General features: G+C 64.6%; 17 protein-coding genes. 13 read left to right on the top strand and 4 right to left on the bottom strand.

The features are described from left to right. Positions 1–59: 59 nt before the first annotated feature. Together FPZ08_RS08715 and FPZ08_RS08710 are read left to right on the top strand one after the other, a co-directional pair. Complete coding sequence (locus FPZ08_RS08715; RefSeq protein WP_146289612.1) at positions 60–1,259, top strand: MFS transporter; 1,200 nt, start codon at positions 60–62, stop codon at positions 1,257–1,259. A 65-nt stretch (positions 1,260–1,324) separates the two neighbouring features. Continuing rightward, the gene (locus tag FPZ08_RS08710; protein ID WP_186767268.1) at positions 1,325–1,909 is read left to right on the top strand and encodes a dihydrofolate reductase family protein; all 585 of its coding nucleotides are present in this window, start codon (positions 1,325–1,327) and stop codon (positions 1,907–1,909) included. Positions 1,910–1,969: 60 nt separating this feature from the next. On the opposite strand, the gene FPZ08_RS08705 is transcribed toward FPZ08_RS08710, so the two are convergent. Continuing rightward, a complete protein-coding gene (locus tag FPZ08_RS08705) occupies positions 1,970–2,569 on the bottom strand; it encodes an NADPH-dependent F420 reductase (RefSeq protein ID WP_146289611.1) in 600 nt (199 codons plus the stop codon). A gap of 236 nt (positions 2,570–2,805) precedes the next feature. Here FPZ08_RS08705 and FPZ08_RS08700 point away from each other — a divergent pair, with 236 nt between their 5' ends. Next, positions 2,806–3,702, top strand: coding sequence for a LysR family transcriptional regulator (locus FPZ08_RS08700; RefSeq protein ID WP_146289610.1), 897 nt, complete (start codon positions 2,806–2,808; stop codon positions 3,700–3,702). 187 nt (positions 3,703–3,889) lie between these two features. On the opposite strand, the gene FPZ08_RS08695 is transcribed toward FPZ08_RS08700, so the two are convergent. Beyond that, complete coding sequence (locus FPZ08_RS08695; protein ID WP_146289609.1) at positions 3,890–8,929, bottom strand: apolipoprotein A-IV repeat region-like domain-containing protein; 5,040 nt, start codon at positions 8,927–8,929, stop codon at positions 3,890–3,892. A gap of 360 nt (positions 8,930–9,289) precedes the next feature. On the opposite strand from FPZ08_RS08695, the gene FPZ08_RS08690 reads away from it, so the two are divergent. From FPZ08_RS08690 to FPZ08_RS08680, 3 genes are all read left to right on the top strand, one after another. After that, positions 9,290–9,682 (top strand): Hpt domain-containing protein, encoded by a 393-nt coding sequence (locus FPZ08_RS08690; RefSeq protein WP_146289608.1) that lies wholly within the window; start codon positions 9,290–9,292, stop codon positions 9,680–9,682. Positions 9,683–9,885: 203 nt separating this feature from the next. After that, positions 9,886–10,647 carry a nucleotidyltransferase domain-containing protein gene (locus tag FPZ08_RS08685; RefSeq protein ID WP_146289607.1) on the top strand — a complete coding sequence of 254 codons (762 nt, stop codon included), beginning with the start codon at positions 9,886–9,888 and terminating at the stop codon, positions 10,645–10,647. A gap of 235 nt (positions 10,648–10,882) precedes the next feature. Further along, positions 10,883–12,013, top strand: coding sequence for an epoxide hydrolase family protein (locus FPZ08_RS08680; RefSeq protein ID WP_146289606.1), 1,131 nt, complete (start codon positions 10,883–10,885; stop codon positions 12,011–12,013). On the opposite strand, the gene FPZ08_RS08675 is transcribed toward FPZ08_RS08680, so the two are convergent. Continuing rightward, on the bottom strand, positions 11,997–12,686 hold the full coding sequence (locus FPZ08_RS08675; RefSeq protein ID WP_186767267.1) for an AraC family transcriptional regulator: 690 nt from the start codon (positions 12,684–12,686) through the stop codon (positions 11,997–11,999). The genes FPZ08_RS08680 and FPZ08_RS08675 overlap by 17 nt on opposite strands. A 175-nt stretch (positions 12,687–12,861) precedes the next feature. Between FPZ08_RS08675 and FPZ08_RS08670 the strand changes: the two genes are divergently transcribed. The 3 genes from FPZ08_RS08670 to FPZ08_RS08660 all read left to right on the top strand — a co-directional run bounded on the left by FPZ08_RS08670 (position 12,862) and on the right by FPZ08_RS08660 (position 16,035). Continuing rightward, positions 12,862–14,463 carry a peptide chain release factor 3 gene (locus tag FPZ08_RS08670; RefSeq protein WP_146289604.1) on the top strand — a complete coding sequence of 534 codons (1,602 nt, stop codon included), beginning with the start codon at positions 12,862–12,864 and terminating at the stop codon, positions 14,461–14,463. Beyond that, positions 14,460–15,635, top strand: coding sequence for a class I SAM-dependent methyltransferase (locus FPZ08_RS08665; RefSeq protein ID WP_146289603.1), 1,176 nt, complete (start codon positions 14,460–14,462; stop codon positions 15,633–15,635). Before FPZ08_RS08670 ends, FPZ08_RS08665 begins: the two co-directional genes overlap by 4 nt. Before the next feature lie 79 nt (positions 15,636–15,714). Continuing rightward, positions 15,715–16,035, top strand: coding sequence for a 2Fe-2S iron-sulfur cluster-binding protein (locus FPZ08_RS08660; RefSeq protein WP_056232048.1), 321 nt, complete (start codon positions 15,715–15,717; stop codon positions 16,033–16,035). Here FPZ08_RS08660 and FPZ08_RS08655 read toward each other — a convergent pair. Further along, positions 16,032–16,475 (bottom strand): hypothetical protein, encoded by a 444-nt coding sequence (locus FPZ08_RS08655; protein WP_146289602.1) that lies wholly within the window; start codon positions 16,473–16,475, stop codon positions 16,032–16,034. The genes FPZ08_RS08660 and FPZ08_RS08655 overlap by 4 nt on opposite strands. A 236-nt stretch (positions 16,476–16,711) precedes the next feature. Here FPZ08_RS08655 and cysG point away from each other — a divergent pair, with 236 nt between their 5' ends. The 4 genes from cysG to FPZ08_RS08635 are packed head-to-tail and all read left to right on the top strand — an operon-like array spanning position 16,712 to position 21,337. After that, on the top strand, positions 16,712–18,103 hold the full coding sequence (gene cysG, locus FPZ08_RS08650; RefSeq protein ID WP_146289601.1) for a siroheme synthase CysG: 1,392 nt from the start codon (positions 16,712–16,714) through the stop codon (positions 18,101–18,103). A gap of 4 nt (positions 18,104–18,107) precedes the next feature. Then, positions 18,108–18,431 carry a DUF2849 domain-containing protein gene (locus FPZ08_RS08645; RefSeq protein WP_146289600.1) on the top strand — a complete coding sequence of 108 codons (324 nt, stop codon included), beginning with the start codon at positions 18,108–18,110 and terminating at the stop codon, positions 18,429–18,431. Continuing rightward, the gene (locus FPZ08_RS08640) at positions 18,418–20,076 is read left to right on the top strand and encodes a nitrite/sulfite reductase (RefSeq protein WP_146289599.1); all 1,659 of its coding nucleotides are present in this window, start codon (positions 18,418–18,420) and stop codon (positions 20,074–20,076) included. Before FPZ08_RS08645 ends, FPZ08_RS08640 begins: the two co-directional genes overlap by 14 nt. Next, entirely contained in the window at positions 20,063–21,337 is a 1,275-nt protein-coding gene (locus FPZ08_RS08635; protein WP_146289598.1) for a phosphoadenylyl-sulfate reductase, read from the top strand. Before FPZ08_RS08640 ends, FPZ08_RS08635 begins: the two co-directional genes overlap by 14 nt. Positions 21,338–21,352: the final 15 nt, after the last annotated feature.

Below are 21,352 nucleotides of genomic sequence, written 5' to 3'. Positions count from 1 at the left end.
TGCCCGCCGATGCGGGGCACCAAGGGTTCCGGCGCTGATTTGCCCGGAGTCGGTTTTCCATGTTTTCGGCATTTTCGCGCTCGGCCAGTCCCGAGCTGCGCGCCTCGCTATACCAGTTCACCGTCTATATTCCGGGCGGCGTGGCTTCGGTCTTTCTCGGCATCTGGCTCAGCGAGCACGGCATTCCCGCCGACCAGATCGGCGTCATCAATGCGCTGCCCACTTTGTGCCTGCTGCTGCTCAACATCATTGTCGGCCGGGTTGCCGACAAGGCCGATGACTGGCGCACCGCGCTCATCGTCATCTCGCTGGGCTCGGCTTTGGCGCCGGTGCCACTTTTCTTCGTCTCCGAATTCTGGGGCATCCTTTCGGTCTGGGCGCTGTGCGCCACCTCCAATGGGCTGGTCGCGCCAGTCATCGATGCGGCCACCGTGCGCATGACGCGCCGCAACGGCACCGATTTCGGCGTCGTCCGCGCCTGGGCCACGGTGGGCTATGTGTTCGCGGCGGGCGGGCTCGGCCTCTTCCTCAATGTGCTGGGATCGGGCGCCTTTGTCGGCCTCTATGTCATCACCGTAGTGGCGCGGGCGGCTTTGGCCTTCCTGCTGCCGCGCTTCCGCGCCCCGGCGCCCAAGCCGACGCTGGCCAATACCGATCCCGCCATTGCCGCCCAGCCGAGCCGGCTGCGGGATTCCCTCAAGCCCTGGTTCGTCCTGCCGCTATTGGCCTTTGCGCTGGTCAATTCCAGCAATTCGGTGATCGGCAGCTTCGGCGCGCTGCTCTGGCACGAAAACGGCATTCCGAGCTATTTCCTCGGGCCCCTGCTGGGCATAGCTGCAGTGGGCGAGGCTATCCTGATGTTTGCCTGGCGGCGCTTTGGCGGGCGGGTCACGGCGCGCAACATGATCCTGGTGGCGGCCCTGGCGGGCCTGGTGCGTTTCACCATCATGGCCTTCAATCCGCCGGTGGAAGTGCTGTTCTTCACCCAGCTCCTCCACGCCTTCAGCTTCGGGATGGGCTATTTCGGCGTCGTGCACTTCATCGCCAACTGGACCAACGAGGCCAATGCCGCCGAAGCGCAGGGCTTTGCCAATATGCTCAATATGGCCATGGCCATGCTGGCGCTGGTCATCTTCGGCGTGCTGGTGGAGCATTTCGCGGCCTACGCCTTCTTCTACTCCACCGTCACCTCGCTGCTGGCCGTCGGCTGCGTGCTGCTGTCCCTGCGGCTCCGCCCACCAAAGTCGCTGGTGGGGTAAGACTCCAGGCGGGTGGTTGGCGTATGGTGCAACCAGTCGCAGATTACCATTGGTAGGAAACCGGCATGGCTATCGGGCAGAGTGACGAGCGGCACGGCAGAGTGCTGTGGAGCTTCATGATGTCGCTGGATGGGTTTGTCGCAGGGCCCAACCATGACATGGGCTGGATGTGGACCGGTGGATATCGCGCCGAGCCGGGGGTGATCCGGGGATATATCGAACGAACCGGCGCGATCATCGCAGGACGCGACGGCTGGGACTCTCCAGGAGGCCATAGTCCCTGGGGTGGGGCATGGCGCGGTCCGATCTTCGTTCTCACGCACCATCCCGAAGATGCTGAGCCCGCTGAAAATGTGACGTTCCTGCATCGCGAACCCGCCGAGGTCGTGCAGCTGGCGCTTGCCGCCGCGGCCGGCAAGGACATCATGGTGTTCTCCCCGAATATCGGCGCCCAGCTTCTCGGACTCGGGCTCATCGACGAGATCGACCTGCACATCGCGCCCGTTCTGCTCGGTGACGGCATCCGGCTCTACAGCAAGCCGGATGGCACCCCGATCCGCCTCACGCCGCTCGCCGAGAACAGCGACACCACATCGACAGTTCGGGTGCGATACCGGCCCATCTCCCGCAACAGGGACGCCGATATCTGATCGTGGTCGCAGGCAGTGGGCGCGACCGGTTCTCGGCGTCGATCACCGGTCGCAGATCGATTACTGCTCCTGCTTGAACAGATCCTGGAAGATGAGCTTGCCCCAGACGCGGTCGCGCGCATGCACCAGCGCGCCACCCTCATCGAGCCTTCCCAGATCGACCGGCGCGAAGCCGAGCTGCCTGGCCAAATCTGCCACGGGAGCGATCGCATCCTCGTCGTCGCTCGACAGGAAGACCACGCGGTGGCCACCATCGACGACCGGATCGGCGGCCAGGGTGGCCGCGACCAGGTGATTGAATCCCTTGACGAGCCTGGCGCCGGTGAACGCCCTGGCGAGGAAGGCGGAAGACGGGAGGCCTTCCAGGTCCTCAAGGGCAACCAGCGCGTTTGTCGCGTCGATGACCGTCTTGCCTTGCCAGCTCGACAGGGCCTTCGCAACCTCGCCATGCTCCCCGAACGGGATCGCCAGGATGATCGTGTCGGCTTCGAGTGCCTCCTGCAACGATCTGGCGACGACTGTCGGGCCAATCGCCCGAGCCTGCGGCGCCAGTGCCTCGGCCGGCCGGCGGCTGGCGACGGTCACATCAATGTTTTTGCGGGCAAAGGCTTGGGCGAGCGCCTGGCCTATCCTGCCGAATCCAATAATCGCGTAGCTCATAATGCTTCTCCAATTGTCCGTTGTGCTGTGTAGCTGCCTCAACATGGGTCCGGCGGAGCCGTGCGTTGAGTGCGGAAGCGCGCATATCGGTGGTGCGAAATTGATCCGGCCGGAGGACAGTTGCCGTTCGGAATTGCCTGCACGCGCCGGTATAGGCGATGATGACTGCCCTAAATGCGGCGCGGTATGTTAGGTGTTGGCTTGGGAAGGCGCGCCGTGCGGTGCGGGATTGCACCATGATAGACTGGGATGACGTTCGCTACTTTCTTGCCGTCGCGCGGGGAGGCTCGGTGCGGGCGGCCGCCGGGCACCTCAAGGTGAATCACGCAACCGTGCTGCGACGCATCGCTCAGCTTGAGGAGCGCCTTGGGGCGCATATGTTCGAAAAGCTGCCATCCGGCTACCGCCTGACGGCCACGGGCGAAGAGGTTCTCGAATTCGCGGAGCAGATGGAGGCGTCCTCGCACCGGCTGGAGACGCGCGTCTTCGGCCGCGACCAGGGTGTACGCGGACTGCTGCGGGTCACGCTGGCGCCGCCTCTCGCGACGCACCTGCTCATGCCCGACTTCGCCGAGTTTGCGCGCCTGCATCCCGACATCGAGATGGAAGTCCTGTCGTCCGGCGCGCTGGCGAACCTGACCAACCGCGACGCCGATGTCGCAATCCGCGTTGTTTACGACCGCAAGACCCTGCCGCTCAATCTTCACGGCCTGAAGGGACCGGAGCTGTTCAGCGGCGTCTACATGTCTCGCGATCGGCTGGCCGCGTGGCGTGCGGGTGCGCCTGATCCCGTCCGGTGGATTGTCATAAGCAGCCATGGCATCCCCGATTGGGCCAGCGCGGGGGAAGTTCGCACCACGGGGGTTCCATTCGCGGTCACGGATGCCGAGGCGCAGATTGTTGCCGTGCGGCAAGGGCTGGGGATGACGACACTGCCGTGCTTCGTCGGAGATGCCGACCCCCTGCTGGCGCGGGTGCCGGGCGCCGACCTGCACGAGCATGGAACGCTATGGCTTCTCACGCAGGGGGAGACCCGCAAGACCAAACGCGTGCGGCTCTTCACGGAGTTTCTGTCCCACAAGCTCGCCGCCTATGGTCCGCTGCTCGCGGGGTTGTCCGTGTCGTCTGATTGACGCCCTCGTGGTTCGAGGCTCGCGAAGGGCTCGCACCTCACCATGAGGGCTACTGGTGGCTCGGTGCATCAACAGCCCTCACGGTGAGGTGCGCTTCTTCAGCGCCTCGAACCACGAGGGCGTGGCATTACGCCCCAAACAAAAACGGCCCCGGTTTCCCGGGGCCGCTTCAATCTTCCACTGAAACTCAGTTCAGCCGGCCGCTCGCATGGGCCAAGGTCGTATAGACCTTGCCGCGGTCGCTCAGCAGGTATTCGCGGGTTTCGGCGGCCGGGTGGGCGCCGGCGGCGGCGCGCTTCAGCAGCTGTTCGAACTCGCCCATATAGGCCTGCGCGGTGCGGGCGAATTCGGGGTCGCGCTGCAGCTTCTTGCGCACTTCGTCATAGGTGCCCTGGCCGGCCAGCGTATAGATCCGGCGTGAGAACACGTTGGATTCACCGGCCTGGTAACGGGCCCAGGCATCGGCCAGCGCGCCATCGTCGATCGAGCGGGCGATTTCGTCGGTCAGGCCCGACAGGCCGCCCTGCTGCTGCGGCTGGGTGCTCTGCTGCTTGGCCGTGGCATTGCGCAGCACGTCGCGCAGCCAGCCGCCATTGCCGGTGGTGGCGACAGGGGCTTCCGGTTCGGGCTCGGCAACCGGCTGCGGCTCGGGGCGGCGAACCGGCGCAGCCGCGCGGATCGGATCGACCAGCGTTGTGGCTTGCTGTGCCGGCTCTTCATAGGTTTCGCGCGGAGGCTCAGGCTGGCGCGGCGGCTGGTAGGCCGGCGCCTCGTGGCGGATTTCGGCACGCGGGGCAGGGCGCGACGGGCGACGGTCGTTGAGGTCATGCGTGGCCGGTTGGCTGCGCACGATGGCGTTGAGTTCGCTCAGCGCCTCGATCTGCTCGGCCACGACGCGGCGCATGGCAGCGGCGCTGGCGCGGGTTTCCTCGGGCAGTTCGTTGACGCCGCGCGCCAGTTCGGCGCGGGTGGCTTCCAGCTCGCTCCCCACTTCGCGCGCGGTCTCGCGCATGGCGCGGGCCGTGTCGCCGAAGCGGGCGGTCGCCTCTTCGATAGCGCGCTGCATTTCGGCGACCATCATCTGCTGGGCCTGCTGCAAAGCAGCATTGGCGCGGCGGCCTTCGGCATCGGCCGCACCGCGGAATTCGCCGAGGCGGCTGGTGACGTCGCCCGCCGTCGCATCCAGGGTCTGGCGGAAGGCGCCGGTGGTCTGGTCGATGGCGGCGCGGACCGACAGCGAGCTGTCGGCGATCGTGTCGGCCAGCGTACTGGTGGTCGAGACGAGGATGTCGCCAACCTTGCCGGCATTGTCCTCGAGCGCGTGATTGACCTGCGCGGCCTGGTCGCTGAGCGCCAGGCGGACCGAGGAGGCGGTCTGGCTGAGGGCGGTCGTCGCGGCTTCGGCGGCGCGCTGCACGGCCTGGTCCACCTGGCCGGCATTGCTGGCCAGGGTCGAGGTGAAGCGCTCATTGGTGGCATAGAGCGCGTCGTTGACGCTGTCGGTCGAGGCCTTGATCGTTTCGGCAATGGTGCCCGACGTGGCGGTCAGGGCTTCGTCCATGGCGCGGCGGGCGCCGATCAGGCGGCGTTCGGTATCGTTGACCGTATCGGCAATCGACTGGGCAAAGAGGCGCATGCGGCCGTCGATATCGTCGGCGCGCGAGGCAAAGCTCTGGGCCAGCGAGTCCATGGCGGTGCGGCGATCTTCCAGCGTCTGCAGGGCATCGTCGCTGGTGAGGGCCAGCGCGTTGGAGGCCTGGGACATGTTGGCCGCTTCCGCATCCAGCCGCCCGAGCACGGTCGAGAATTCGTCGACCATGCCGCGGATGGTGGCCTGCAGGGCGTTGACATGCTGGCTGACCATGGCGCCGGCCTGTTCGGTCTGGCCAATGGCCTCGCGGACGGTGGTCGAATAGGTCGAGGTCTGCTGGGCGACCGAGGTTTCCAGGTTGGCCAGGTTGGCCGTCGAGGCGTCCAGCACGCGCTGCAGCAGCAGGTTGGAATCGTTGAGCTTGCCCAGCGCCGAGGTGACGTCGGTGAGGATGCGCGAGGTCGAAACGGCCATGATGGCCTCGGCCTCGCGGGCATTCTCGCCCAGCGCGTCGCGCAGCAGGTTGCCGTGATTGTTGAGGGCGCCCTGCAACTGATCGGACTTCTCGCTCACCAGGTTGGCGAAGGCGCTGGTATGCTCTTCCACCGAGCGGTTGATGTCGCTGAGGCGGGTCTCGATCGTGTCGACCGCACCCACCGCCTTCACCGTGAGCAACTGGTCGATATCGGTGGCCGCCACGCGGATCTGCTCCAGCGCGGTGCGCACGGCGCTGTCCATGCGGTTGGCGGTATTGGTGATGTCGGTCGAGATGTTCTGCGTCGCCGCTGTGATGCGGGTGGCGATGGTTTCCTCGATGCGGTCGGCGCCGGCTTCGAGATCGGCCATGGACTGGGTGATCGAGGTATTGATCGAGGCATTGAGCGCGGCGAGGCGCTCGGCAGTTATATCGGCGCGGGCGGTGATGGCTTCGGGCAGGGTGCCCAGGTGCTGGTCCACCATGTCGCCAATGGCCTGGCGGGCGGAGGTGACGCCGGTCTCGATGAGTTCGGCGGCCTGGCGGGCGCTTTCGCTGACCGTGGCGCTGGCCGCGTCGATGCGGGCGGCGACGCCGTGCTCGGCGTCGGAAATGCGGGCGATGGCGCTGTCGAGGCCGGTGCCGAGATTGCTGTTGAGCTCGGCCACCTTGTCGGTGATCAGCGCCGACATGGTGGTCACGCGTTCGCCCATGGCATCGGTGGCGGTGCGCAGCGAGCCGTCGATCTTGGCGCGGGCTTCCTCGCCCTGCTGGGCTATGGTGTCGGCCAGTTCGGACGTGCGCAGGCCGATGGTTTCGCCGATCGAGGCGGTATGGGTGGCCAGCGTGTCGCTGAGCGCCTGGGTGCGGCTGCCCAGGGCTTCGGAAAGCTGCTGGGTGCGGGTGCCGACGGCCTGGGCCAGTTGCTGGGTGCCGCTGTCGAGCGCGCCGCGCAATTCGCTGCCGCTGCGGTCGAGTTCGCCGGCCAGCGTGGTGGTGCGTTCCTCGATCTGGCCCACCAATGCGGTGGTGCGCTCGTCGAGCTGGCTGGCCAGCGTGCCGGTGCGGCTGTCGAGTTCGAGCGACAGGGCAGTGGTCTTTTCGGCCAAAGTATCGGCCAGGCGCTGGGTGCGGCCGGCAATGGCCTGGTCGAAGGCGCTGGTGCTGCCGGTCAGGGTCTCGCCCAGTTCCTCGCTGCGCGCGCGGATGGCTTCGCTCATCTCGGTGGTGCGGGCGGCCAGCAGCTCGTCCACTTCCTTGGTGCGGCCGTCCAGCGCTTCGGCGATGATGCCGGCATGGCCTTCCAGGGAATCGGAGATTTCGCGGGTGCGGTTGGTGAGGCTTTCGGTGATCGCCTTGGTGCGCGCGCCGAGCACTTCGCCCATTTCGCGGGTGCGTTCAGCCACGACATCGTTGAAGCGGCCGCTCTCTTCGTTGAGCGCCATTTCCAGCACATTGGCGCGGGCGGCAAAGCTGGTGCCCTGCTCGTCGAGGCGCGCGATCAGGCTGTCGCCCTTGTCGCCGATGACATTGTCCAAAGTATGCAGGCGCGTATCGAGAATGGCGGCGATTTCGTTGAGGCGGGCGTCGAACTGGCTCAGCGAATCCTGGCCGGCCGTGGCCAGCGTGATGCGGGCGCGTTCCGAGGTATCGTCCAGCGCGCCGTTGATCTCGATGACAGCCGACTGCAGGCGGCTATCCATGGCGTTGAGCTGGATGGACACCGATTCATCGAGCTGGCGGGTCAGCGCATTGAGCAACACTTCGGCTTCGTGCGAGCGGGACGAAATGTCCTCGGCAATGCGCTGGCCGATCATGTCGAGACCGCCGGTCACTTCATGGCCGCGTTCGCGCAACTGCTCGAGCAGGGTGGCGCCGCCATCGGTCAACAGGTGCGACAGGGCCCCGGTGCGTTCGTCGAGCGCATTGGCCAGTTCGGTCGTGCGGCTTTCCAGCAGGCCGGTGATGGACTGCGTGCGTTCCTCGAACGAGCCAGTCAGCGCGGCGGTGCGCTGTTCGATCTGCTGGGTGCGCGAGTCGATGGCGCTGGCGATTGACGTCGAATGGGCATCGAGCGCGTCGGTCAGCGAGGAAATGCGGCTTTCGACGCCGGCATTTAGATCGGCGGCGCGTTCGTCCAGCGTGCGCGCCATGGCGCCGGTCTGGTCCTCGAAGGTCAGCGACAGCCGGCTGGCGCTGTTGTCGAGCGAGGAGATGAAGTCGGTGGTGCGATTATCCACCAGCGACACGAAATTCTCGGTGCGCTCGCCAAAGGTGTTGGTCAGCGTATTGCCGGCCGTTTCCAGCGCGCGGGTCAGGTTGCCGCCGCTTTCCACGATCGTGCCGGCAATGCGCTGGCTGATCATGTCGAGGTCGAACACCAGGCCGGTATGGCTCTCGGTGATGGCTTCGCGTACGCGCTCGGTATTGGTGAGCACGCTTTCGCGCTGGCTGGCCAGTTCGGCGATCAGCGCGCGCATGCGCGATTCATTGTCCGAATAAGTGCGTTCGAGCGCGGTGACCTCGTTGTGGATCATCACTTCGAGCTCGCCGGCGCGGGACAAAGCGCGTTCCAGCCCGTCGCCCAGTGCGTTCACTTCCCGGCGCACGGCCTGGCCCACCGAAGCGACCTTGTCGGCGGCGGTGACTTCGGGCTCGGCCAGGCGAATGGCGGCCTGGGTGATCGAGGAGGCGGCGTTGCGCAGGTCCTGCGCGCGGCGGAACAGCGTGGCGACGGCGAAGAAGCCGAGCACCGGCAGCACCATGATGGCGAGCAGGCCGACAAAGTCGATCGTGCCGATAAAGGCGCTGAAATCGGCCATTTGCGGGCCATAGCGCAGCCAGGCGACGACGCCCGCTACAGCCAGCCAGACAACCGACAGCACGAGCGCGATCCAGGTCGGGGCGGACGAGGAGCGGTTCTGCAGGTTGTAGAGGATTTTCGAGGTGGGGAAGCGATCGTCATTGGCGACGCTGCCGGCCTGCTGGGCGATCTTGTCGGCCGCGCGCAGGCGTTCGGAACGCGCGCTGTCCGCCGGCTTCTTTTCCGCAGGCTGCTGAGGTGTGCTGTCCAGGCTGAACACCGATTCCTTGAGGGCGTCTTCGACGGCTGAAAAGGCCAGCGCGGCGGGATCGTTTTGTGGGGTCGGATTCTTCGCCATACTCTTTACAACTCTCGCGTCGGCTTCACAGCAACAAGGCGGACCATGGGAGTTGTTATGACGCCACACCCGTTTCCGGGCGCATCGTCAAATGGAAACAATTCGATGCAAATGCCCCGCATCGTCCCTCAACCCTCGCCGCCGCGCGCTGGTTCAAAGCCCATTAATACATTCAATTTGAACCAAACCGAACGCTTTCTTACCCAAAGGTTAATTTTCTGGGGATGAAGCGGGGTCATCAGAACCGCCAAACAAAGGCGAAGATGTGGCTTAATCACCTGTTCATCCGGTCGTTCTAGGCTGACTGGTGTGGCATTGTCCTTCCGGACGCGTCGCCGCACCAGTTAAGGAGCCGCCAGAATGGCGCAGCGATCAGCAGCGGTCGAAAAGCTCGAACAGGCCGCCCATGTCCGGGCCATGCGCCCCATCGACCTGGTGCACCTGGCCAAGCAGTGCCTGGGCGACGAACATCTCGAATATGAAATCCTTCGCCTGTTCGACACCACGGTCAAAACCTATTTCGACCGCCTCGAACTGGCGGCCAGCTACGATGACCTGGCGATTAACCTCCATTCCATCAAGGGTGCGGCCAGCGGCGTCGGCGCCTGGACCATTGCCGACCTCGCCAAGGCGGCCGAAATGGAAATGCAGGCCGGCCGGCCGCTGACCCCTGAGCGCATTGCCGATCTCGGCATGGCCATCGAGGAAGTCCGCAGCTTTATCGCCCGCATGCTGAGCGACGAGCCGGCCTGAACCGGCATTGACCGCGGCAGGCGCCCTCGCTAGGGTCCGGCCATGATCGCGAACCAGATTATGTCCACCATGCGCACCACCACCGCCTTGCGGGGGAATGGCATCGTGTGATCTGATTTTCGATCAGGACTGACGTCAAAAACCCCGCCGGACACGAGCGGGGTTTTTTAATGCCCGCCTGTCCGCCTATCAGGACACATAGAATGGACCAGTATCGTCCGGGCATCCTTGCCAACCAGGCCTTGGCCACGGCCGCCCATGTTTTGGAAACGCGCTTCGCCGGCGCGCATTTCGCTTTCGTCGCCGGCTCGATCATGCGCGGGCAGGGCACTGTTGGTTCCGATATCGACATGGTGGTCATCTATCCCCGGCTGGAGCGGGCCTGGCGGGAGTCCTTCATGGAGGAAGGGTTTCCGGTCGAGACCTTCGTGCATGACCCGGCGACGCTCGACGTGTTCCTCGGCCGCGACGTCGAAAACGGCCGCCCCATCATGATCAACATGGTCGCCGAGGGCCGGATCGTGGGCGCGCAGGTCAAGGGCGCGGCGGCGCTGCGAGCCAAAGCGAGCCGCCTGCTCAAGGTCGGTCCGGCGCCGCTGGAAGGTGAGCGGGCGGAACTGCTGCTCTATCAGGTGTCCGATCTGGCCGACGACCTGCGCGGTCGTCGCGACCGGGAGGAAGTGCTGGCCATCGCCGTCACGCTCTATCCCAAGCTGATCGATCTCATGCTCTGGGGACGCGGCCACTGGTCCGGTGCCGGCAAATGGCTACCGCGCCGCCTGCGCACGGTCGATGCCGCCCTGGCGGACCAGCTCTCCGCGGCCATGGCCGATGCAGCGGCGGGCGACGGCACCGCCATGCGCGCCCTATGCGAGCGCGAACTGGCAGCACGAGGCGGCGCAGTCTTCGCCGGCTTCCGCCGTATCTCGGACGTGGCGGGTCTTGGGGCGCCCATTCTGGCCTGACCCTGTGGCACGGTCCCGTGGTTCGAGGGTCACTACGCTCCCGCCTCACCATGAGGGCTACTTTGAACTCTGCGGCCTCAGTAGCCCTCATGGTGAGGTGCGCTTCTTCAGCGCCTCGAACCACGAGGGCGTGGCACCCCCGTTTGTCGGAAATCTTCAATCCCGCCGCGCCTCCTCTGCCTACAACCGGGGCAGGGCTTCGGAGGTCGAAGCCAGCCACAGCGAGGATCGACAAATGACCATCACCCCGTTCAAGATCGCCATCGACGCCACCCAGCTCGACGACCTGCAGCAGCGGTTGCGCCATGCCCGCTTCCCGGACACCTTTTCCCGCGACTGGAGCCACGGCCAGCCCGTCCACTTCATCCGCGAACTGGCCGAGCAGTGGCTCAATTCATATGATTGGCGCGCCTGGGAGGACAAGCTCAACGCCTATCCGCAATTCCTGACCGAGATCGATGGCCAGACCATCCATTTCCTCCATATCCGCTCGCCCGAGCCTGATGCCATCCCGCTGGTGCTGACCCATGGCTGGCCGTCGAGCTTTGTCGAATATCTACCGGTCATCGGCCCGCTGACCAATCCGGCCGCCCATGGCAAGCCTGGTGCGCAGGCCTTCCACCTCGTCATCCCCTCGCTGCCCGGCTACGGCTTCTCGACGCCGCTGGCCGGCCCCGGCTGGGAGCCGGTGCGCACCGCCGCTGCCTGGGACGTGCTGATGAAGCGCCTTGGCTATACCAGCTACGGCGCCCAGGGCGGCGATGCCGGCGCGCTGGTGTCACGCGAATTGGCCATTCTCAATCCGAAAGGCCTGATGGGTGTCCATCTGCAGCAGGTCTTCGCCTTCCCCTCCGGCGCACCGGGCGAAATGGATATGCTGAGCCCGTTCGAACTGGCCGGCTTCGCCAATCTGGAAAAGTTCCAGAAATACAATGGCTATGCCGATATCCAGTCCAAGCGCCCCGGCACGCTGGCCTATGGCCTGGTGGATTCTCCGGTGGCCCAACTGGCCTGGAATGCCGAACTGTTCTTCGGCTTCGAAGGCGAGGCGGCAACATCGTTCGACCGCGAGCTGTTCCTGACCAATACCGCGATCTTCTGGTTCACCGCTTCGGGCAGCGGGCAGGGCAATTTCTTCCTCGAAGGGTCGCAGACCGGCGGCGGCTACCGCGAAATCCCCACCGCCGTACCGACCGCCGTTGCCTCCTTCGCCAATGACTTCCGCTCGGTCCGTACCTTCGCCGAACGTTCGTTCAGCAATATCGTGCAGTGGACCGAAATGGAGAGCGGCGGTCACTTCGCGGCGGCCGATGCTTCCGAAGCGCTGGTGGCTGATATGCAGTCCTTCTTCAGCCGGTTGCGCTGAAATCGCCTTGCGGCGCCCGGGCAACCTGTCCGGGCGTCGTGCCCATGAAGGTGCGCAGCGAGCGGATGAGATGCGGCTGGTCCGCATAGCCGAGGGCATAAGCGACCTCGGCTGCCGGCACTCCCTCGGCCAGTATCGTCAGCGCCCGCCGTGCCCGCGCGATCTGCCCATAAGTCTTGAGCGTCATGCCTGTCGTCTTGAGGAAATGCCGCTGCAAAGTGCGCTCGGTCGCCGCATCGGGATGGCCGGACACGACCGAAGCCACCAGGCGATTGGTCTCCACCGCCTCGGTCCCGATCAGCCGCCGCACGAAATCCTCGACACTATCCAGCCGCGGAATTTCAAAGCTCTGCACTCCCAGCATGAAGCGATCCGGCCCGGCCATGTCGAGCATCACGCCTTCGTCGCGCATCAGCTCGCCCGGCATCAGTGGCATGAAGGCAAAGGGCTTGAAGGCGATGGCGAAGTTCTCGTCGCCCGGCTCCACGTCGAACTGGACAGGGCGCGTCGTCAGCCCGGTGCGCAGCACGAACGTGCCCTGCCGGTTGCGGATGAAGGTGATGTCCCAGCAGTGGTCGGGCAGGAATTCCACCACCCCGGCCGTGGTGAACACGCGGTGCGTTACCGACTGGACCAGCGGATGAACGTCGTGGCGTCGCTCTACCTGATGCACGATCGACCTCGGCGGTGATTGCCCTGCCAGGTTACCGCGGCCCGTATCGGGGCGCAATGTCAGGGGCCTCATCGCGGCAGGGTGGTTTGACCGGACGGCCGTCAAAGCATATAGAGCGCCCCAATATTTGACGTGCTGCGCCCTGGTGGCGGCGGCCCAACATTCAGCAGTACCGATGTCCCTTTCCTCCGCCGCCGAGGTTTCGCCCCGGGCCAATGCCGAGCCGTTCCGCACCCGCCGCACCTTTGCGATCATTTCGCACCCGGACGCCGGCAAGACGACGCTGACCGAACGCCTGCTGGCGGCCGCCGGCGCCATCCAGTCGGCCGGTGCGGTGCGCGGCAAGTCCGGTGTGCGCTCGACCCGTTCGGACTGGATGGAGATGGAGCAGCAGCGCGGCATTTCCATCACCTCGTCGGTGATGACCTTCGAATATGACGGGCTCACCCTCAACCTGCTCGATACGCCCGGCCACTCGGACTTCTCGGAAGACACCTACCGCACGCTGACCGCCGTGGACGCGGCCATCATGGTCATCGACGCCGCCAAGGGCATCGAGAGCCAGACGCTGAAACTCTTCGAAGTCTGCCGCCTGCGCGACATTCCCATCATCACCTTCATCAACAAGGTGGATCGCGAGGGCCTCAGCCCGCTCGACCTGATCGATGAAATCCAGGGCAAGCTGGCGCTCGATCTGACGCCGGTGCTCTGGCCCATCGGCCAGGGCGTCGATTTCCATGGCTATCTCGACCTGTTCGAAAAGCGCGTGCTCAGCCCCCAGGGCAAGCCCATTGCGGAATTCGACGCCATCGAAGACCTGCTCGATAACGAAAAGCTGGTCGATGATCCGGTCTTCATGGTGGCGCTGGAAACGCTGGAAATGGCCACGGCCATGCTGCCGCAATTCGATCTCGAAACTTTCCATGCCGGGCATCTGAGCCCCGTCCTGTTCGGCTCGGCCCTCAAGGGCATCGGCGTCGCCGAACTGTTGCGCACCCTGGGCGAATGGGGCCCCGAGCCGCGTCCGCAGCCGGCCATTCCCGCGCCCATCGCGCCGAGCGAGAAAAAGGTCACCGGGTTCGTGTTCAAGGTGCAGGCGAATATGGACGCCAATCACCGCGACCGCATCGCCTTCGTCCGCCTGTGCTCGGGCACCTTTACCCGCGGCATGCGCCTCAAGAATGTGCGCTCCGGCAAGGATATGGCTGTCTCCAACCCCATGTTCTTTTTCGGCAATGACCGCGAACTGGCCGAACAGGCCGTGGCCGGCGACATTGTCGGCATCCCCAATCACGGTACCCTGTCAGTCGGCGATACACTCACCGAAGGCGCCACGATCAACGTCACCGGCATTCCCAATTTCGCCCCGGAAATCATCCGCCGCGTGCGTCTCACCGATCACATGAAGACCAAGCAGATGGCCAAGGCCCTCAGCGACCTCTCCGAGGAGGGCGTCACCCAGGTGTTCCGCCGCATGGTCGGCGCCGACTGGATCGTCGGCGTGGTCGGCCAGCTCCAGCTCGAAGTGCTGTCCAGTCGCGTCGCCAAGGAATATGGCGTGCCGATCACCTTCGAGAGCCTCAACTACGAGGTCGCCCGCTGGATCGAGAGCGATGATCCCAAGGAACTGGACCGCTTCATCACCGCCCAGAAGATGAATGTGGCTGAGGATCGCACCGGCGCGCCGGTCTTCCTGGCGCAAAACGCCTGGTGGGCCGATCGTGCCAAGCAGGATTTCCCCAATATCCGCTTCCTCACCACCAAGGAACGGCATTGAGCACCGAGCGCATCGAGGAATTCCTGACCGCCGTGAAGGCAGCCTTTGCCGGCAATACGCTGGTGGGGCTGAAGCTGGGCGGCTATCATGGCAGCGAAGCCGACCTCAAGAGCATCGACATCAAGAAGATCGTCGCCAAGGGCGTGGAGAAGTTCAGCTTCACCTTCCACTACAAGACGCGCGACATCATCAAGAACCAGATCCAGCCCGAGGCGCTGGGCAATCTGCGCACCGCCCTGCGCGACGAATTCCGCAGCGCCCGCCTGGCCACCACCGAATTCGACCTCACCTTCGAACGCAATGGCGACAAAGTCCGCCTCAAGCGCAGCGAAGTGACTGGCAGGGCAGCGCCCTCGACCGGGCATGATCGCGCCAAGAACCGCCCGCTGACCGCCACCGACAAGCCCTGGCTCCACGCCCTAGGCATCACGGGCAAGGACGGTCAGGTCCGCAACGACGCGCAGGACAAGTTCAGGCAAATCAACAAGATGGTCGAGATTTTCGCGCCATTGATTCAAGCCATCAAGGCCGACAAGCCCCGCATAATCGATATGGGCGCCGGCAAGGGCTATCTCGATTTCGCGCTCTACGACTACCTCGCCAATGTCGCCAATCGCCCCGCCGAGATCATCGGCGTCGAGCTGCGCGACAAGCTGGTCGCCGACGGCAATGCCACCGCCGCCGCCTCGGGTTTTACTGGCCTCAGCTTCGTGCCCGGCACCATCCTCGACTATGACGCCGCTGGCGCCGATGCCGTCATCGCGCTCCATGCCTGCGATACCGCCACCGATGACGCCATCTACCAGGGCATCAAGGCCGGCGCCGCGCTGATCGCCGTCGCCCCCTGCTGCCACAAGCAGATCCGCCGCCAGATGGAAGCTGGCAAGCCCGCGACCGAACTCGGCGTCCTGCTGCGCCACGGCATCTTCCTCGAACGCCAGGCCGAAATGGTCACCGACACTTTGCGCGCCCTGCTGCTCGAACTCAGTGGCTATCGGGTCAAGGTGTTCGAATTCGTCTCGGACGCCCATACGCCCAAGAACAACCTTGTCGTCGCCGAAAAGGATGGATGGGCCGGGCGGGATCGCGATGCCGTGCTCAAACAGATCGCCGAGACCAAGGCGCTGTTCGGCGTGGAGCGGCATTATCTGGAAGGCTTGCTGGGCCTGTAGGAGAGCTTTTCCAAGCTATGGCTTTTTAAATCCCCGCCCATCGCCTATATACGATGCAATCAGCAAGCCCGAAGACACCATGACCAAGATCACATTCGTCCAGCAGGACGGCGAACGCATCGAAACCGAGGGCGAAAACGGCGCCACGGTGATGGAAACCGCCATCATGAACGGCATTCCCGGCATTGTCGCCGAATGCGGCGGCGCATGCACCTGCGCCACCTGCCATGTCTATGTCGATGACGCCTGGACCGAAACGGTCGGCGGCCCGTCGAACATGGAAGAAGACATGCTCGATTTCGCCTTCGACGTGAAAGCCCAGAGCCGCCTGTCCTGCCAGATCAAGGTCAAGGACGAGCTGGATGGCCTCGTCGTGCATGTTCCCAGCCGGCAGGGCTAGTCGCAGCGCGTGAATATATGGGGGTGCCCCCATTCTGCATCCCGGGTGGGAACGTCGTCGTAGAAATAGAACGCATCCCGGCTGACCCAGAAGGCGAAGTCGCTGTCGCTGCCGTCATCGGGTATCCATAGCGTGCCACCTTCGATAGCCCGCAATGTCAGCATGGTTCCGGACCGGGTCTCGCCCGGCTGGTAGTAGATCATCGTTTTGTCGCCCATCGCCTCGATGCGTATGGGCAGGCGGCAGATGGCCAGGCTGCGATCGGGCTCGCCCATTGTCATGGTCGGATTTCGGATGGCCCATGAACCGGCAAAGGCGTGGGCATGGGCATTGGCGACGTCGTCCGTTGGTTCGGGCTTTGGAAACGGGGTCAGCGCCGAAACGGCTGATGTGGCCAGTGCCAGCGCGATCACAGCAAGCGCCAGGTGCTTCGCCGTCATTTCATGCCTTTCCTTCCCGCCGCCGCGGCGCCGCCGTATTTCCGGACCCGCGTCCGGCGCGCAAAAATTTCTCCCGCTCCCCCGCCCGCAGATTCATTTAGCTTCTATGCGCCAAAGCCATAGGTGGCATTCCACGGCGGCCCTTCACAGGGAAATATAAAAGCTATTGAATTTCAACGTCTTGTCGCGATGGGCTGGTTTGGATTATTTTCCTGCTACGCACAATCAGGGTTCCAATGGGTCAACTCAACACATTTCCGTTGAGCTACAAAGTACAGGGTCAACGCATCGTCGTCCTCGGCGGTGGTGATGAAGCCCTCAACAAGGTCCGGTTGGTAACTAAGACGACTGCTTCGGTAGTCATTATCTCCCGCCACATCGAGGCTGATTTCAGCGCCTTTGCTGTCGAGGTGATCGAGCGCGCCTTCGTGCCCGCCGATCTCGACAATGCGGCTCTGCTCTTTGTCGCCGAGGAAGGCCCCGATGCCGACCTCGCCAAGGCCGAAGCGCGGGCCCGCGGCATTCCGCTCAACGTGGTCGATGTGCCGGCCGAATGCGATTTCTACACACCCTCCATCGTCGATCGCGCGCCGCTTACCGTGGCCATTTCCACCGAGGGCGATGCGCCGGTTCTGGCCCGGCTGGTGCGTGCCCGCATCGAGGCCATGCTGTCGCCGCGCCTCGGCAAAATTGCTAGCCTCGCCGGGCGCTTGCGCCATGCCGCTGAGAACTTGATTCACGATGGCCCCGCCCGCCGCCGCTTCTATGAAGCGCTGGTGACTTCGCCCGAAATCGAGGCGGCAGAAGCGCGCGGGCAGGGCCTCGAGGCCGCCGAAACCCTGCTGGCTGCCCATGCCCGCGCCGAAGGGCAGGGCGTGGTCTGGCTCATCGGCGCTGGCCCCGGCTCGGAAGACCTGCTCACCCTGCGCGCCCAGCGCCTCCTGCAGGAAGCCGATGTCATCGTGCATGACCAACTGGTTCCGTCCGTTGTCATCGACATGGGTCGGCGCGATGCCGAACGGATCGATGTCGGCAAGGCCAAGGGCCATCACAGCTTTAGCCAGGCGCAGATCAATACGCTGATCGTGCGGTTGGCGGGGCAGGGCAAGCGCGTCGCCCGCCTCAAATCCGGCGACCCGATGATTTTCGGCCGTGCCGGCGAGGAAGTCGCCGCCTTGCGCAAGGCCGGCATCGCCTGGCAGATCGTGCCGGGTATCAGCGCTGCCCTGGCCGCCGCCGCCGATACGGCGACCCCGGTCACCCTGCGCAAGGTGTCATCGGGCTTCATCATGGCCACGGCCCATGGCGCCGACGACGGCGAACTCACCCATTGGGCCGCGCTGGCGCAGTCGGGCCTCACGCTGGCGCTCTATATGGGCAAGTCCATCGCATCAGACGTCGCCGCAAGGCTGATCGCCCATGGCGCGGCGCCGACCTTGCCTGTCGGCATCGTGGTCAATGCCGGCCGGGCCGACAAATCCACGTATGCGGGCACGCTGGGTGCCCTCTCGGCCGGTCAGGTCACGTTCAGCGACGGTCCGGCAATCATTTTCGTAGGCGAGGCGGTTGCGGCCGGCGATTGGGCAGACGCTGCCCAATTGGCCGCGCAGAGCTTCAGGGTAGCGTGACGACATGGAAATTCTGACAGGCAACGAACTGATATCGGGCGGCACGGTCTATCTCGATGCCACCAATCGCTGGGTCGAGGACCTGCAGGCGGCGCGTCTCTTTTCGCAGGACGACGCCGAAGCGCGCGATGCCGCGCTGGCCGCCACCAAGGCGGGCGGCCGCATTGTCAGTGTCGAGATCGAGGATGTGTCCCATGACGGCGGCAGGATCGTGCCCAAGCGCCTGCGCGAACGCATCAGGGCGGCAGGTCCCACCGCGCCGCTGAGTTTGAACGGCCGGGCCTTTGACCGCCAGCATCTGGGTGAGGACGGTCATGTATCGATATGACGAATTCGACGAGGCCTTCGTTGCCGGCCGCACCGCGCAGTTTACCGACCAGGTGAACCGGCGCCTGTCGGGCGAATTGAGCGAAGACCAGTTCCGCCCGCTGCGCCTGATGAACGGGCTCTACTTGCAGCTGCACGCCTATATGCTGCGCATCGCGGTGCCCTATGGCACGCTGTCGTCGCGGCAGTTGCGCAAGCTGGCCCATATCGCCCGCACCTATGATCGCGGCTATGGCCATTTCACCACGCGCCAGAACATCCAGTTCAACTGGCCCAAGCTCAAGGATGTGCCCGAGATTCTGCGCGAGCTGGGCTCGGTGGAAATGCACTCGATCCAGACCTCGGGCAATTGCATCCGCAATACCACGACCGACCAGTTCGCCGGTGCCGCTGCCGACGAAATCATCGATCCACGTCCCGTGGCCGAGATCATCCGGCAATGGTCGAGCCTGCATCCCGAATTCAGCTATCTGCCGCGCAAGTTCAAGATCGGCATGAGCGGGTCGCCCAATGACCGGGCGGCCATCCGCTTCCACGATATCGGCCTGCAGGCCGCAGCCAATGCGGCCGGCGATATCGGCTGGGAAGTCTGGGTCGGCGGCGGGCTCGGGCGCACGCCCATCGTCGCCAAGCTGATCAACAGCTTCGTGCCCAACGAGCACCTGCTCGCCTACCTCGAATCCATCATGCGCGTGTACAACCGCTATGGTCGCCGCGACAACAAGTTCAAGGCGCGCATCAAGATCCTGGTCCACGAAGAGGGTCTCGAGACCATCAAGGGCCAGGTGGAAAACGAGTTTGCCCAGGTGCGCGGGGGCGTGCTGACCCTGCCGGCTGAGGAAGTCGACCGCATCACCACCTATTTCGCTGCGCCGGACTTCAAGGTCCAGTCCGCCACGAAAATCGATGTGGCCTATGAATCCATCATCGACCCGGCCTATGGCCGCTGGCTCGACAACAATATCAATTCGCATCGCCAGCCCGGCTATGCCTCGGTCACCGTTTCGCTCAAGCCCGTCGGCGGCGCGCCGGGTGACGCGACCGATGTGCAGATGGATGTCGTGGCCGATCTGGCCGAGCGCTATTCCTTCGACGAGTTGCGCGTCACCCATGAGCAGAACCTGGTCCTGCCCCATGTCGCCATTGCCGACCTGCGCGCGGTCTATGACGCGCTGGTCGCGGCCGACCTCGCCGAGGGCAATACCGGGCTCATCACCGACATGATCTGCTGCCCAGGCCTCGATTTCTGTGCCCTGGCCAATGCCCGCTCGATCCCGATTGCGCAGGAAATTTCGCGCAAATTCGCCGAGCCCAAGCGCCAGGCCGAAATCGGCGATCTCAAGATCAAGATTTCCGGCTGCATCAATGCCTGCGGCCACCACCATGTCGGCCATATCGGCATTCTGGGTGTGGAGAAGAAGGGCGGCGAGCTGTACCAGATCACCCTGGGCGGCGACGCCACCGAGAACGCTTCGGTGGGCAAGATCATCGGGCCGGGCTTTGAAGCCGAAAACGTGCCCGGCGCCATCGAGACGCTGGTCGATACCTATATCGCCCGCCGCACCAGCGCCGACGAAACCTTCATCGAGGCCTATCGTCGCCTGGGCGAAGCCCCCTTCAAGGAGGCGCTCTATGGCGCTGCCTAAGCTCGCCCCCGTCCAGCCCGCGCATGACAAGCTGCGCGCCCTCGGCATTGTCGCCCTCAACGGCATGTTCGACGACATGGATGCGCTGGGCGTGCTGCGCTATGCCATCAGCGACGTGCTGCCTGATGATCTCGCCATCGTTTCATCCTTTGGCGCCGATTCCGCCGTGCTGCTGCATCTGGTGGCGCAGGTCGATCCGTCCATGCCGGTCTATTTCCTTGAAACGGGCAAGCACTTCCGCGAGACGCTCGACTATGTCGAGACGCTGAAAAAGCATCTCGGCCTCATCAATGTCCACGCCATCCGGCCCGCCGTGGCGGACGTGAAGCGCTTCGATCCCAATGGCGACCTGTGGGAGACTGATCCGGATTCCTGCTGCCATATCCGCAAGACCGAACCGCTGGAGCCGATCACCGAGCAGTTCGGCGGCTGGGTCACCGGGCGCAAGCGTTTCCAGACCAAGGAACGCGGCGTGCTGCCGCATTTCGAACTGACCAGCGATGACCGTATCAAGGTCAACCCGCTGGCCTATTTCACCGATGCCGACGTCAACCAGTACAAAATCGACCACGGCTTGCCCGAGCATCCGCTGTTCGCTAAGGGCTACAAGTCGATCGGCTGCGCGCCCTGCACCTCGGTGGTTGCCGAGGGCGAGGACCCGCGCGCCGGACGCTGGCGCGGCCTCAACAAGAAGGAATGCGGCATTCATTTCGATTTCAACGGAGCGATCGCCTCGCCGATGACTGCCGCGACCCGCCATACGCTGTGGAAGAATGGCGCCTTCATTGCCGACCCGTTCCATGAGTGGACCGAGGGGAGCGATCCGGCCACGGCCAGCTATACCCATGTTCCGCTGGCGGTGTTTCTTGCCAACAAGGCGGCCTTCCTGGCCAACCCGCATCCGCTGGGCCTGCTGGTGTCGCCGGGCGAGAGTATCGAGGACGTGGAAGCCGATGTCGGGCGCTTTGCCTCCATCGCCATCAAGTTCCCCGGCTTCACCGATGGTCGTGGCTACTCAACCGCACGTCTGCTGTCTCAACGTTACCAGTACGCTAACGAAATCAGGGCCATTGGTGACGTGTTGCAGGACCAGATTCCGCTGATGCGGCGGTGCGGCTTCACCGCCTTCGTGGTCACCCACGAGCCGACCCGCCAGGCGCTCATCGAGGACAGGCTGCCCGAGGTGGCGCTGTTCTACCAGCCAGTCGGTACCGCGGAAGTCCCCGTCGGCACTCGCCCCTTCCTTCGACGCGTCCACTAAGGTAAGTGGATCGCG

The sequence above is a fragment of the Devosia ginsengisoli genome (genome assembly GCF_007859655.1).
GTDB lineage: Bacteria > Pseudomonadota > Alphaproteobacteria > Rhizobiales > Devosiaceae > Devosia > Devosia ginsengisoli.
This window is presented reverse-complemented; position numbering and strand designations above follow the sequence as displayed.

What these genes read in the sequence shown, in the direction of transcription:
- FPZ08_RS08660 (WP_056232048.1), top strand. Translation starts at nt 15,715, where the DNA reads ATGACCAAGATCACATTCGTCCAGCAGGACGGCGAACGCATCGAAACC.
- cysG (WP_146289601.1), top strand. Translation starts at nt 16,712, where the DNA reads ATGGGTCAACTCAACACATTTCCGTTGAGCTACAAAGTACAGGGTCAA.
- FPZ08_RS08695 (WP_146289609.1), bottom strand. Translation starts at nt 8,929, where the DNA reads ATGGCGAAGAATCCGACCCCACAAAACGATCCCGCCGCGCTGGCCTTT.
- FPZ08_RS08685 (WP_146289607.1), top strand. Translation starts at nt 9,886, where the DNA reads ATGGACCAGTATCGTCCGGGCATCCTTGCCAACCAGGCCTTGGCCACG.
- FPZ08_RS08655 (WP_146289602.1), bottom strand. Translation starts at nt 16,475, where the DNA reads ATGACGGCGAAGCACCTGGCGCTTGCTGTGATCGCGCTGGCACTGGCC.
- FPZ08_RS08700 (WP_146289610.1), top strand. Translation starts at nt 2,806, where the DNA reads ATGATAGACTGGGATGACGTTCGCTACTTTCTTGCCGTCGCGCGGGGA.
- FPZ08_RS08710 (WP_186767268.1), top strand. Translation starts at nt 1,325, where the DNA reads ATGGCTATCGGGCAGAGTGACGAGCGGCACGGCAGAGTGCTGTGGAGC.
- FPZ08_RS08680 (WP_146289606.1), top strand. Translation starts at nt 10,883, where the DNA reads ATGACCATCACCCCGTTCAAGATCGCCATCGACGCCACCCAGCTCGAC.
- FPZ08_RS08715 (WP_146289612.1), top strand. Translation starts at nt 60, where the DNA reads ATGTTTTCGGCATTTTCGCGCTCGGCCAGTCCCGAGCTGCGCGCCTCG.
- FPZ08_RS08690 (WP_146289608.1), top strand. Translation starts at nt 9,290, where the DNA reads ATGGCGCAGCGATCAGCAGCGGTCGAAAAGCTCGAACAGGCCGCCCAT.
- FPZ08_RS08645 (WP_146289600.1), top strand. Translation starts at nt 18,108, where the DNA reads ATGGAAATTCTGACAGGCAACGAACTGATATCGGGCGGCACGGTCTAT.
- FPZ08_RS08640 (WP_146289599.1), top strand. Translation starts at nt 18,418, where the DNA reads ATGTATCGATATGACGAATTCGACGAGGCCTTCGTTGCCGGCCGCACC.
- FPZ08_RS08670 (WP_146289604.1), top strand. Translation starts at nt 12,862, where the DNA reads ATGTCCCTTTCCTCCGCCGCCGAGGTTTCGCCCCGGGCCAATGCCGAG.
- FPZ08_RS08635 (WP_146289598.1), top strand. Translation starts at nt 20,063, where the DNA reads ATGGCGCTGCCTAAGCTCGCCCCCGTCCAGCCCGCGCATGACAAGCTG.
- FPZ08_RS08705 (WP_146289611.1), bottom strand. Translation starts at nt 2,569, where the DNA reads ATGAGCTACGCGATTATTGGATTCGGCAGGATAGGCCAGGCGCTCGCC.